Annotated in this window: 11 protein-coding genes; 4 read left to right on the forward strand and 7 right to left on the reverse strand. The window is 70.4% G+C overall.

Annotation, left to right across the window (positions count from 1 at the left end; all coding sequences use genetic code 11):
• Positions 1 to 2: 2 nt before the first annotated feature.
• From E0H92_RS37385 to E0H92_RS37405, 5 genes are all read right to left on the reverse strand, one after another.
• On the reverse strand, positions 3 to 728 hold the full coding sequence (locus E0H92_RS37385) for a hypothetical protein (RefSeq protein ID WP_131499612.1): 726 nt from the start codon (positions 726 to 728) through the stop codon (positions 3 to 5).
• Positions 729 to 869: 141 nt separating this feature from the next.
• Entirely contained in the window at positions 870 to 1,631 is a 762-nt protein-coding gene (locus E0H92_RS37390) for an esterase/lipase family protein (RefSeq protein ID WP_131499613.1), read from the reverse strand.
• Positions 1,632 to 1,682: 51 nt separating this feature from the next.
• Positions 1,683 to 2,846: an ABC transporter permease gene (locus tag E0H92_RS37395; RefSeq protein ID WP_131499614.1), complete on the reverse strand. Its 1,164-nt coding sequence runs from the start codon at positions 2,844 to 2,846 to the stop codon at positions 1,683 to 1,685.
• Positions 2,843 to 4,006: an ABC transporter permease gene (locus tag E0H92_RS37400; protein WP_131499615.1), complete on the reverse strand. Its 1,164-nt coding sequence runs from the start codon at positions 4,004 to 4,006 to the stop codon at positions 2,843 to 2,845. The genes E0H92_RS37395 and E0H92_RS37400 overlap by 4 nt, the downstream gene beginning before the upstream one ends.
• A gap of 2 nt (positions 4,007 to 4,008) precedes the next feature.
• Complete coding sequence (locus tag E0H92_RS37405; protein ID WP_202874016.1) at positions 4,009 to 4,953, reverse strand: ABC transporter ATP-binding protein; 945 nt, start codon at positions 4,951 to 4,953, stop codon at positions 4,009 to 4,011.
• A 175-nt stretch (positions 4,954 to 5,128) separates the two neighbouring features.
• On the opposite strand from E0H92_RS37405, the gene E0H92_RS37410 reads away from it, so the two are divergent.
• Positions 5,129 to 5,419: a DUF2188 domain-containing protein gene (locus E0H92_RS37410; protein ID WP_131499617.1), complete on the forward strand. Its 291-nt coding sequence runs from the start codon at positions 5,129 to 5,131 to the stop codon at positions 5,417 to 5,419.
• Positions 5,420 to 5,702: 283 nt separating this feature from the next.
• Here the strand turns inward: E0H92_RS37410 and E0H92_RS37415 are convergent, their stop codons facing one another.
• Positions 5,703 to 6,296: a DUF4118 domain-containing protein gene (locus E0H92_RS37415; protein WP_131499618.1), complete on the reverse strand. Its 594-nt coding sequence runs from the start codon at positions 6,294 to 6,296 to the stop codon at positions 5,703 to 5,705.
• A gap of 165 nt (positions 6,297 to 6,461) precedes the next feature.
• Between E0H92_RS37415 and E0H92_RS37420 the strand changes: the two genes are divergently transcribed.
• The 3 genes from E0H92_RS37420 (at position 6,462) to E0H92_RS37430 (ending at position 9,739) form a co-directional block, all read left to right on the forward strand.
• Positions 6,462 to 6,908: a pyridoxamine 5'-phosphate oxidase family protein gene (locus E0H92_RS37420; protein WP_131499619.1), complete on the forward strand. Its 447-nt coding sequence runs from the start codon at positions 6,462 to 6,464 to the stop codon at positions 6,906 to 6,908.
• A gap of 33 nt (positions 6,909 to 6,941) precedes the next feature.
• Positions 6,942 to 8,687, forward strand: a complete 1,746-nt coding sequence (locus E0H92_RS37425; RefSeq protein WP_202874017.1) for a GAF domain-containing sensor histidine kinase — start codon at positions 6,942 to 6,944, stop codon at positions 8,685 to 8,687.
• Between the two features lie 77 nt (positions 8,688 to 8,764).
• On the forward strand, positions 8,765 to 9,739 hold the full coding sequence (locus tag E0H92_RS37430; protein ID WP_131499620.1) for an Acg family FMN-binding oxidoreductase: 975 nt from the start codon (positions 8,765 to 8,767) through the stop codon (positions 9,737 to 9,739).
• A gap of 81 nt (positions 9,740 to 9,820) precedes the next feature.
• Here E0H92_RS37430 and ppdK read toward each other — a convergent pair whose 3' ends face one another.
• Positions 9,821 to 12,535 (reverse strand): pyruvate, phosphate dikinase, encoded by a 2,715-nt coding sequence (ppdK, locus tag E0H92_RS37435; protein WP_131499621.1) that lies wholly within the window; start codon positions 12,533 to 12,535, stop codon positions 9,821 to 9,823.
• Positions 12,536 to 12,646 lie beyond the last annotated feature (111 nt).

A 12,646-nucleotide genomic window follows, 5' to 3' on the forward strand; every position in this document is an offset into this window, starting at 1 on the left:
AGTCACTCGCCGAAGAGTTCCTCGTCCGGGCGAGTCATGTGGAAGTAGACCGGGTCGGTATAGGTGGTGGCTACCTCGCCGCGGCTCTGGATGACCGTCGCGAGTCCGTTGGCGTGGCCAACGGCGTACAGGTAGCCCTTTCCCGTCTGCTTGTCGAGACCGAACAGCAGCGTTCCGTACCGGCCGCACTTGGCCGCGACCATCGTCTCGAAGTTCTGCCAGGTCGATCGGCGGACGAGCCTGACGACGGGCTTCATCGGTGCGGTCGTCGGGATGTGGATCGTGTACAGCGCCCCGCCACGGGTGTTGGCCAGGAACGTGTCGTACGTCCGCGTCTTGCTGATCAGAGCCATGGACTTGACCGCCGCGAACCCCGGGGCCGACGTCTTGTGCTGCCAGCCGCGGTCCCACCGGAACAGCGTGCCGTCGCCGCGCAGCCCGTAGGTCTCGGTACGCTCGAATCCGTCGGCCGCCCGGTAGTACGACTTCTCGAGCACCTTGAAGCTCGCCCAGCCGCCGCCGACGCGATCCAGGCCGCCCTCGACGACCTGCCCGCCTTCCATTCTGTAGGCGCTGTTGTACGCCGCGTCCCCCATGACCACCGCACTGGACGCCTCGGCGCTCCCGTAATCCGGATCGACGTACACGCTCACCGCGCTGCTGAGCCGTACCTGCCCGTCGGGAAACACATCCTCGGCCAGCACGGACGTCCCGCCGGTGGGAGGCACGGTCGCTCTGACTCCGCCATACGCCTGGTCACCGCCGGGCGTCACGGACCCAAGCCCCGCCGAACAGGTCTCCGTTGTCGTCTCCGGGCCGGCTGCCGCTGACCCACACCCAGGAGGACCTTGGTCCACCGCACTTGCCGGTCAGGTTCGCTGGGAACCGATCTCGCGCAGTGTGGCGGCGAGCAACCGGTGGACGTGCCGGTCCGTGCCCATCCCGTTGTGCGTGCCGCCGACCTCGACGTGCTCGGCGGCAGGGTCGAGGCACGAACGCCAGTCGACGACCGCGTCCTGCCGTGAGTACATCGACACGAACGGCAGACCGGCAGGCCACGGCGACTCGAGCAAGGCGCTGGTCCGTTCCGCGCAGCCACCGGTGAGGCAGTCCGCGGTCAGCAACCATGGCCAGGCACAGACGTTCAGACGAGCCATCAGCGTGACCTGGCTGACCAGCGCCTGCGTCGTCGCGAGCTGGTGCAGCAGCGGCGACGCCAACGTGACCACACCGGCCAGCAGATCCGGTCGCCGTACCGCCAGCATCCGGCACAACGTGCCGCCCCGGCTCTGCCCGACCAGCGCCACCGGGCGGCCCGCATCCTCGACGGCCTGCTGAAGGCGCCGTTCGAGCAGCTCGAGATGCATCTCGGTGCACCCCGAGTTCAGTGGCATCCCGCTCGTGAAGGTCGCGTGCCCGGAGCGGCGCAGGTGTCGCGCCAGCGGGATCATCGACCAATCGCCGGTCAAGAATCCGGGAACGGTCAGTACCGGAACCGGCGCCGACCGGCGGGCATCCACGGCCGGAACCCGCGGGCCCACGGCGTGGACATAGCCCAACCAGCCGAGCATCTCGCGCCGGCGCAGCGCGGCCGGCGGGTTGAACGGCTCCCAGCTACCGACAGTGGCCATAGCTCCCACACTCCTCTTCGCAGTGTAGGCACTCCTGGCCCCGATGGGCTGTCAGCTGGTGAGCCTGCGTTGGTGGACGATCGAGGCGAGGCCGAGCATCGCCGTCGCGAAGGCGGCGAGTACGGCGAGGTCGGTGGCGATGTCGGCGAGGCCGCCGTCCCGTGACAGCACGGTGATCCAGGCGTCGACCGCCCAGGCGTGCGGCGTGGCGTGCCCGAGCGTCTGGACAGCGTCGGGGACGATCTCCAGCGGCCACATGCACCCGCCGAGCATCGCGAACGCGATGCCGATCACCGGGCCGATCGCGGACGCCTGGTCCGGTGTCTTGAACAGCGCTCCGCTGAGCATGCCGGCACCGGTGCCGACCAGCGCCCAGGTGCCGATCAGCGCGATGGCCGCGAGCGGGTTGCCCCAACTGACACCGAACAGCAACGCCCCGACACCGACGATCAGGATCGACTGCAGCAACGCGAAGGCCAGGTAACACAGGGTCTCCCCCAGCACCAGGCTCCGGACCCGGATCGGTGCGGCCTGGGCCCGGGAGTAGATGCCCAGCTGCCGGGTCTGGATGATCGAAGCGCCGCCCGCCAGCGCGTTGATGAACACGAACAGCACGAGCATCGTCGGCGCGCTGTAGCTGAAGCCGAGCGGCAGGTAGTCGCTCCCGGTGGCGACGTTCTCGGTGCTGATCCCGATCCGTGGCGTCACCCGTTGCACCGCGGTTGCCCTAGGCAACTGCTCGGCCGTGGTCGTTCCCGTCGTCCGGGCCGCGAACGCCGCCGCCTGTACTCGTTCCGCATGCCGGGCCACCGCGGCCGCGACAGCGGAACGTACGGCGCTCTGCGTCGACTCCGCACCACCCGCGAGTACCGGGATCCGCACGTCCTCACCACCGAGCAGGTCCGCGTCCAAGCCGGCCGGGACAAGCACGACCGCGTCGATCTCCCCGCGGCGCAACGCCGTACGAGCCGTCGGCTCGTCGGCCATGGTGTGCAGCGGCCCGACCGCCTTCAGCTCGTCGACCAGGCCGTTGGTCAGCGGCGGACCTGAGATCTGGCTCTCCAGCATGCCGATCCGGAAGCCACCCGGGTTCTGGACGACGGTGCCGACGACGGTGATGATGACGACGGGCAGCACCACGATGAAGAACAGCGCGGTCCGGTCCCGCAGCATGCGGCGCAACGAGACGCCCGCAACAGCCAGCGCGGCTCTCATGCCGGCCTCCTTCGTCCGACGACCGCGGCGATCGTCCCCAGCAGCGCCGCCATACCGAGAATGACCAGCACCGGGACGATCGCGCTGGTCGCGCCGGCCCCCGTCGCGAGGTCGGTGAACCCGCGCAACGCCCAGCCGTTCGGCGTCAGCAAGGCGAGTCGGCGCAGCATCTCCGGCGCCTGGCTGAGCAGCACGAAGTTCCCGCCGTGCAGGAGCAGCACGAACGTGATGATCGTCGCCAGCCCGTCGGCCTGACGTTCCGTCCGCGCGACCGCGACCACCAGCGCTGTCAACGCCACCAGGACCGCCGAGAACGCGAGGATCAGCGCGAGCGCCGCGGCCGGCGGCCCCCACTCGGCATCGAACGCCAGCGACGACACGATCGCCAGCGTCCCCAGACTGACGACGCTGTAGACGAACGCGGCGAGCGACTTGCCGAGCAGTACGACGCCGCGCGTCAACGGCGCCGCGCCGATCCGCTCCAGCGTGCCGGTGCGTTGCTCGGTGAAGTAGTTCCGCGCCGTGAAGCCGATCGCGAACAGCACGAACATGATCCCCATCGCCGGCGCGTAGTAGCTCGCGGTCCGGAGCTGGCGATATCCGGTCGGCTGGGCCTGCACCGACTCGGGGAGCTGGAGGTTGGCCACGGCCGCGGCGAGCTCCGCGGCACGGCTCTGGGGGAACCCGGCGGCCAGCGCGACGTGGACCGACAACCGGTCCGCGTTGAGCTGGGCGACGTACGCGTCGGCGACGGCACGCGCCACCTGTGCCTGCAGCGGCTCGTCCGGTGTGCCCAGCACCCGGAGACCGATCGGCTGGTCACCGACCGCCGCCGCGCTGAAGCCCGCCGGAATGATCAGCCCCGCACCGGCGTCGCCGTCGTCCACCATTCGGCGCGCCTCGGCGTCGTCGGCAGCGTCCCGGATCGTCAGTACGCCGGACAGCTCCGGACCGGTCAGCGCCCCGCGCAGCGCGACGGCGATCTGGCCCCGGTCGTTGTCCACCAGCGCGATGTCGGCGTGGAAGGACTCCACACCGGAGAACGCGAAACTCATCAAAGCCGCGACCGCGACGGGCGCGACGAACCCGAGGACCAGTGCCGACCGGTCCCGGAAGCGCTGACGCAGATCCTTGGCCGCGATCACGAATGCCGCGAACATGCTCACTCCCGCAACGCCGTACCGGTCAGATGGAGGAAAACCGCCTCGAGATCGGGCTCGTCCACCTCCACCGACCGCAGGGACAGTCCGGACCTCTCGGCGGCCTCCAGTACGCCGGGCAGCAACCGCCGGCCGTCCGCGGCCAGCAACTGAACCTCTCCGTCCTTCACATCCGCGCGGTCGACGCCCGCCAGATCCCGGCAGCGGTCCGCGAGCACTCCCAGGTCACCGGCCGCGGCCAGCGTGATGCGGTCCCGTTCACCGAGCTTGGCGACCAGCTCCCGACGGGTGCCCTCGGCAACCAGTTTGCCGTGGTCGATGATGCCGACCCGGTCACACAGCCGCTCCGCTTCCTCCATGTAGTGCGTGGTGTAGAGGACGGCCATACCCGTCGCGCCGAACGACCGCACACTCTCCATCACGGCGTGCCGGCTCTGCGGATCGACTCCGACGGTCGGCTCGTCGAGGACCAGCAGGGTCGGCTCGTGCAGCAGTCCGGCGCCGATGTTCAGGCGGCGCTTCATCCCACCGGAGAAGGACTCCACCCGGTCGGTGGCCCGGTCCGACAGCCCGATCAGCTCGAGCACCTCGCCGACGCGCCGGTTCAGCGCCGTACCGCGCAGTCCGTAGAGCCGGCCGAAGAACCGCAGGTTCTCCCGTGCCGTCAGGTCCGGGTACAACGCGATCTCCTGGGGAACGTACCCGATGCGGCGCTTCGCCGCGGTCGACGTCGTACCCACCGGCGTACCCGAGATCCGGACCTCGCCGGAGTCCGCGCGCAGCAGGCCGCAGACCAGCCGGATCGTCGTCGTCTTCCCGGCACCGTTCGGCCCGAGCAGACCGTAGGTCTCCCCCGGCGCGACCTCGAAACTGACGTCGTCGACAGCAACCCGATCCCCGAACCGCTTCCCGAGACGGGACACCGCCAACACAGGAACAGTGTTCACAAGTCGAGCATCGCCGGGCAGCAGACCGGTGGATACCGACCAAAGCCCCAGCAGAGTGGGGGCTTTCGGCCCGCTGACACACCGAGACGGTGCGGCACAGTGCTGCTGAGACCCCCATCGATCCACTCTGGCCAGGTCTGGGGCGGTGCCAGGACTCCGGCTAGGAGAACAGGCCATGACCACGCGCGAAGCCCCCACCCCAGATGACAGCATCCTGCTCCACGCCGATGTAGAGACGTACTACGAGAACGGCGCCTGGCACACGCGCCGTTGCGACTCGCCGGACCCGTTCGCCTCCGGGCCGAGCCGCGTCCGGTTGATCGCCATCGGCGTCGAAGTGGCCCGCTGGAACGGGTTGTGTCACATCATCCGCGACGCCGACGGAACCATCGCCGAGGTCAACAGGTACGCCGCCGGCCCGTACCCGAGCCGCTCCCCCGTCGCCGGCGGCCGATCGCATTCCTGATCGTCCGCTTCCGGTTCGGGTTCGTCGTCAGATGCGGAGAGGGCGGCCGGACGGGGTCCGCAGGTCGAGTGTCATCGGACGTCGCGGCCGTTGCGGACGCTGGATCCTCACCTGTGTGCGCTTCATGACCGGCCCCTCTGCTCCCGTGGCTTCGGGCGGTCCCTCAGCCGACTGATGCAGCTCATCCTGTCGCTCCGGTCACGGGCGCTACCAGGTCCGGAAGACCCGGACCCGCGGGGCCGAAGCTCCTGGGAACAGGGCCCCTGCCACCCTCCGAAGGACCCTACTCGGCCCGGATCGACGGGCCAGGACCTGCCATGCCGGCCTGACGGATCAGGTCGGACACCAGGTCCTGCGCCTGGCCGATCGTCTCCTCGAGGATCTTGAGGCCGTCCTCGGTGCGGCCGGCTTCCATGGCCCAGCGCGCGGCCGCCATCCCCTGCACCAGCGAGTCGTTGATCTCGATCGCCTCGCGGTACAGCAGTGCCCCCGACTCCAGCCGGCGGCGCTCCTCGTCGGCGCTACGCAGCCGCTCCGACGCGTCACCGAGCAGGACTCCGAGCAGCAACTGAGGAAGGCACCGCGAGATCCAGCCCACCGGACTCAGGTCCGTGTCCGTCGCGACGCCCCAGGCCACCACCATCAGTACGGCGAACGCGCCCGCCGCGAGACCGGCGCGCAGCCCGAACGCGACAGCGATCAGTGCGACCGGAAGCGTGAACAGCAGTGTCGACGCGTCAGCGGCGTCGCCGTCGAGAAGGCGCAGGAGCCACACCGATCCGAAGAGCACCCCGGCCACGACCAGCACGACCGTCGGGTGGCGACGGAACCACGGCTCCCGCGGGATCACTGCCGATCCACTGCCCAACACGCCCATCTGTCCAGACTGCGCCGGACCGCGCCGCAGGCACAGGGGCCGAAGGTCACGTACTGCGAAGCCGGGTTCCCGATCACGAAGTCCCGGTGGTGCGGGACCTTCGGCCCTACTGTCCGCGGGCGGTCCCCCGCGACAGTGGCTTCACGCAGTCCGAAAGGCACCCCGATGACCACGACCCCTCAGTTCGACCACTCACGGCTCGAGATCGTCAGCCGGTCCGAGTGCCTCCGATTGCTGCGCTCCGTGCCCGTGGGACGACTCGTGTACACCAACGGCGGTCTGCCCGCGGTCCGGCTGGTCAACTTCCTCCTGGACGACGACACCGTCGTGTTCAGCTCCGGCCGCGGCGACAAGCTCCGGGCCGCGGAGCGCGGCGACGTGGTGGCGTTCGAGGCCGACGAGGTGGACCTCGAGCGGCACATCGGCTGGACGGTCACCGCGATCGGGCACCTGTCGGTGGTCACCCGCGAGGAGGCCGCCGAGCTGCGAAGGACGCTGCCGGTTCGCTCCTGGCTGCCGATCGAGGACGCGCAGCTGGTCCGGGTCGGCGTCGAATCCGTGCACGGGCGACGGCTGGTTCCGTGGGGCGAGCGGCGCCGCGCCGGTGCCTAGACCGGACCGGAACCGTTCCCCTACGCTGGGCGAGTGGCAGGCGACTCATCCGCTGGACGAGGAACCTGGGACGAGGGGGCGCTGGAATACGCCGGGTTGTCCCGGGTACGGCTCGACGCGCTGTTGCAGGAACTCCTCGGCCGGGTCGACGAGATCATGGAGTACCAGGAACGGCTGCGGGCGCTCCTCGACGCGGTCGTCGGCATCGGCGCGGATCTGGACCTGAACAGCACCCTGGACCGCATCGTCTCGGCAGCCTGTGAGCTGGCCGGCGCACGGTACGGCGCGCTCGGCGTGGTGGGATCTGACGGCAAACGGCTGGTCCGGTTCATCACCCATGGCGTGACCGACGATCAGATCGCCGCCATCGGCCCGTACCCGGAGGGCCACGGCATCCTCGGTCTGCTGATCGAGCACCCGGAGCCGCTGCGGATGCACGACCTCGCCGAGCACCCCCGGTCGTACGGCTTCCCGTCCAACCACCCGCCGATGAAGAGCTTCCTCGGTGTCCCGATCCGGACCCGGGAACATGCCTATGGCAACCTCTACCTGACCGAGAAGACCGGCGGCGCCGACTTTACCGAGGACGACGAGCGCACGGTCACGGCGCTGGCCGCGGCGGCCGGTGTGGTGATCGACAACGCCCGGCTGTACGCCGACACCGAGCAGCGCCGGCGCTGGCACGAGGTGAACGCCGAGATCACCCAGCTGATGCTCGGCGAGTTCGACGCCGACCAGGCGCTGCAGCTGATCGCGCAGCGCTGTCGCGAGATCTCCCGCGCGCAGGTCTCCGCGGTACTGATCGCCGAGGGCGACGAACTCGTCGTACGCGCAATCGACGGTCCGGCGGCCTACGGCCGCTACGTCGGTCACCGGGTTCCGGCCGGCCTCCCGGTCCTCGGCCAGGTCGTGGCCGAGGACGGCCAGGTCATCGTGCTCGAGGACCTCTCACAGGTCCTCAAGGACGCGGGCGGCACGACCGAGTTCCCGGAGGGCGCCACGCTCGGCCGGACGACCATCGCTCCGCTGCCGGCCGGCGGCGCGGACACCGGCGGACTGCTCGTCGTGGCGCTGGAACAAGGCGCGAACAACCGCGTGGCCGACGGCGCCGATCTGGTCCGGATGTTCGCCGGCCAGGCCACGCTCGCGCTCGAGCGGGCTCAGGCGCAACGCGACCGCGACATGCTCGCCGTCCTCGAGGACCGCGACCGGATCGCCCGGGATCTGCACGACCTCGTCATCCAGCGCCTGTTCGCGACCGGCCTGCAACTGCAGGGTATGCACCGGCTGGCCCGCCCCGAGCACCAGGAGCGCCTCGGCCGGGCGGTCGACGACATCGACACCACCATCCACGACCTGCGCGCAGCGATCTTCGAGCTGCAGCAGGCGCCCGACTCCAGTTCGCTGCGCAGCGACCTCCAGGCGCTCGTCTCGGAGTACGCCGATGGGCTCGGGTTCCGTCCTCAGCTGACCATCACCGGCCCGCTCGACACCGGCGTTCCGGCATCGGTCCGGCCGCAGATCCTCGCCGTCGTACGGGAGTCGCTGTCCAACGTCGTCCGCCACGCCCACGCGTCCCAGGTGAGCGTCGAGGTGACAGTCGGGTCGGGACGGGTGGTCGCGCGGGTCTCGGACGACGGCACCGGCATCGGGTCCAGCACCCGGCGCAGCGGCCTGCGCAACCTCACCGAACGCGCGCAGTCGCTCGGCGGCACGGTCCAGATCGGCGGCAACGACCCGCACGGCACCGTGGTGGAGTTCAGCGCACCGACTGACTAACGGCCCGCCAGGTCGGGACTCTTGCCCGCAGCGCGGCCCGCCCTCCTCCGGCGAATCTGGAATCGGAGGTGGACACCGTGTCCGATCAACTGCCGAAAGCGCACGTCGACGCACTGCTCGCGGCGGCCGTGGCCGCGCCGAGCATGCACAACACCCAACCGTGGCGGTTCGAGGTCGAGGGTCACGTGATCGACGTGTACCTGGACGGTTCGCGCACGCTGCCCGCCGAGGACCCGACCGGTCGCGCGATGCGGATCGCCGCCGGCGCCGCCACCTTCAACCTGCGGTGCGCGGCCGAAAGCCTCGGGTACGGCACCTGGTTCGGGCTGGCGCCGTACCCGGAGGACGAACCCGATCTGCTCGCCCGGGTCGTGCTCGAACCCACCGCCGCGCGGGACGAGGAGCTCCGCGACCTCGCCGTACAGATCCCCTACCGGCACACCGACCGCAACCCGTCCGACGCGATCCCGGTCACCGAGGACGTCCGCGTGCGGCTCCTGCGGGCGGCGTACGCCGAGGGCGCCGAGCTGACCTGGCTCGGCGAGGACGAGGTCCGCACCGTTCTCGACCTGGTCCTCGACACCGACCTGCGCGAGATCCACGACTGGCAGCGACGCGCCGAACGCGCGCACTGGGTCGGTGGCCAGCGCCCCGGCGACGGCGTTCCGAGTTCAGCACTGGGCCCGCGGTCCGCCGGCTATCCCGCCGCCGTCCGTGATCTCGGCACCCGGCCGAACGACCGGCTGCGGTCCGAGCGGGCCTTCGAGGAACACCCGGACCTGGCCGTTCTCTCCACCGACTACGACGAGCCCGCCGATCAGGTGGCGGCCGGAGCCGCGCTCGAGCGGGTCCTGCTCGCCGCGACCCGGGACGGGGTCAGCGCATCGTTCCTGAACCAGCCGCTCGAGTACGACGACCTGCGCCGCAAGGTCCAGCGTCTGACCGGGCACCCGGGTCACGCACACATGATCATCCGCTTCGGCCACAGCAGGTCCCACACCGGGACCGCCCGCCGCCCGGTCGCCGACTTCCTCCCGAAGGAACCGTCCTGATCGAGGCGCTCGCGGCCGGAGCGCTCCGCTTCGGCCGCACCGCCGTACGATCACCGCCCTCACCTTCCTCGACGACGCCCGTCAGCGGGTGTCGCTCGTCGCGCCCGTGGGTGCCACGGCGGCGCGGCCCGCCTCGAGGCGTGCCACTGGAACGCGGTACGGGGAGCACGAGACGTAGTCCAGGCCCGCCTCCGCGAAGAAGGCGATGGACGCCGGGTCGCCGCCGTGCTCGCCGCAGACGCCGATGACGAGGTCCGGATTGCCCGTGCGGCCTTCGGTGACGGCCAGGCGAACCAGCCTGCCGACACCCTCGACGTCCAGCGACTCGAACGGCGACACCGCGAAGATGCCCGCGTCGAGGTAGCGGGGGAAGATCGACGCCTCGACGTCGTCGCGACTGAACGCCCACGTCAGCTGGGTGAGGTCGTTGGTGCCGAAGGAGAAGAAGTCGGCCGAGTGGGCGATCCGTTCGGCACCCAGCGCCGCCCGTGGGACCTCGATCATCGCGCCGATCCGGGTCGGGACCGTGCGACCGGTGCGCGCGGCCACGTCGGCGAGAACGCCCTCAATCTCCCGCCGTACGAGCTGCAGCTCCGCCTCGCCGGCCACCAGAGGCACCATGATCTCCGGATGGACGGCCGTCCCTTCCGCCGTCACCTCGGCGGCGGCCTCGGCGATCGCCCTGGCCTGCATGGCGAAGAGGCCGGGGATGACGATGCCCAGCCGGACACCGCGCAGTCCGAGCATCGGGTTGCTCTCGTGCATCCGCTGCACCGCCGCGAGCAGCCGCTCGGCCTCAGGGTCGGGGGTGGCTGTGGCCTGTCCGACGGCCACCCGCACCGACAGGTCTGTCAGGTCCGGCAGGAACTCGTGCAGCGGCGGATCGATCAGCCGCACTGTCACCGGAAGCCCCGCCATCGCACGGAAGATCATCACGAAATCCGCACGTTGCAGCTGCAGCAGCTCCTCGAGCACCGCCTGCTGGTCGGCGCTGTTCGCGGCCAGCACCAGCCGCTCGACGAGCTGGCGCCGCTCACCGAGGAACATGTGCTCCGTACGGCAGAGCCCGATGCCCTCCGCCCCGAAGCGGCGTGCACGGGCAGCATCGGCGGGTGTGTCGGCATTCGCGTGAACCCCCAGGCGCCGGCGCGCGTCGGCGTGCCGCAGCAGCCGATCCACGGCACGAATCAGCTCATCCTCGTCCAGGAGATCCGTACGCCCGTCGAAGTACTCCACCACCGGCGACGCGACGACCGGAACTTCGCCCGCATACACGATGCCCGCGGTCCCGTCCAAGGACACCAGATCGCCTTCCTCGATCACGGCACCCGCCGCCGTCTCGGCGCGCCGGGCGACCGGATCCACGGTCAAGGTCTCCACCCCGCACACGCAGGTCTTTCCCAGTCCCCGGGCGACGACCGCGGCGTGCGAGGTCTTGCCGCCCCGGGTGGTGAGGATTCCCGCGGACGCCAGCATTCCGGGCAGATCGTCAGGGTTGGTCTCACGCCGTACGAGAATCACTCGTCGGCCATCCGCCGCGAAGCGCTGCGCGGCCGCCGAGTCGAAGGCCGCGTACCCCACAGCAGCGCCCGGCGAGGCCGCCACTCCATGCGCCAGCGCCGGTACGCCGTGCCGCTCGGCGAACCGCGGAAACATCAGCTGGCCGAGCTGGCCACCGGTGACTCGCAGCAGCGCCTCGTCGAGGGTGATGAGGCCCTCGTCGACCAGTTGCACGGCGATCCGGAACGCCGCTTCGGCGGTCCGCTTGCCGACCCGCGTCTGCAGGATCCACAACCGGCCGCGTTCGATCGTGAACTCGATGTCGCACAGGTCCCGGTAGCGCCGTTCCAGCGTCGACATCGCGGTCCGCAGCCCGGCATGGCTGACCGGATCGATCTCTGCCAGGCGCGCCAGCGGAACGGTGTTCCGGACGCCCGCGACGACGTCCTCGCCCTGAGCGTCCTGAAGGTAGTCGCCGTACACGCCGGGCTCGCCCGACGCCGGGTTCCGCGTGAACGCGACACCGGTGCCGCTGTCGGGCCCACGGTTGCCGAACACCATCGCCATCACGTTGACCGCTGTCCCGAGGTCGTCCGGAATCTGCTCCTGGCGGCGGTACAGCCGGGCCCGGGGCGTGGACCAGGAGCGGAAGACCGCGCGCACCGCCAGGTCGAGCTGCTCCAGCGGGTTCTGCGGGAACGGCCGGCCGGCGTGGTCGGCGATGGTCTGCTTCAGCGCGACACAGGCCCGTTCGATCGCAGCTGCCGGCAGTTCCTCGGGCGTCCCGACACCCCATTCGGCGTACTCCGTGGACACCGCTGCCTGCAGCAGGTCGTCCGGTACGTCGAGGACTGTGCGCGCGTACATCTGCAGGAGCCGCCGGTAGGAGTCCCAGGCGAAGTGGTCATCGCCTGAGTGCTTCGCCAGCCCGTGGACCGACTCGTCGGTCAGCCCGATGTCCAGGATCGTCTCCATCATGCCGGGCATCGAGAACTTCGAACCGGAGCGCACCGAGATCAGCAGCGGGTCGTTGGCGTCACCCAGCCGGCGGCCCATGGCCTGCTCCAGGTCGCGCAGATGCGCGGTGATCTCGTCGCCCAGGCCGGCCGGCAGATCACCGGTCTCGAGATAGGCACGGCAGGCTGCCGTCGTGATGGTGAAGCCGGGCGGGACCGGCAGACCCAGCCGGGTCATCTCGGCGAGATTGGCCCCCTTTCCCCCGAGCAGGTCCTTCTGCTCCATCCGCCCTTCGGCGAAGTCGAACACGTAGCGGCCGGTCGTCGGCAGTTCGGTCATCTGTGCCACCTCCGTGTTCCACGCTCCTTGCCGCAGCGACCGCGCCACAGGGCCAAAGGTCCCGGCTTCGGGAGCCGGCGATCGAAGGTCCCGCGCAGCCGGGTCGTTCGG

Source organism: Kribbella speibonae (assembly GCF_004331375.1).
In the GTDB taxonomy this organism is placed as follows: Bacteria; Actinomycetota; Actinomycetes; order Propionibacteriales; family Kribbellaceae; genus Kribbella; species Kribbella sindirgiensis.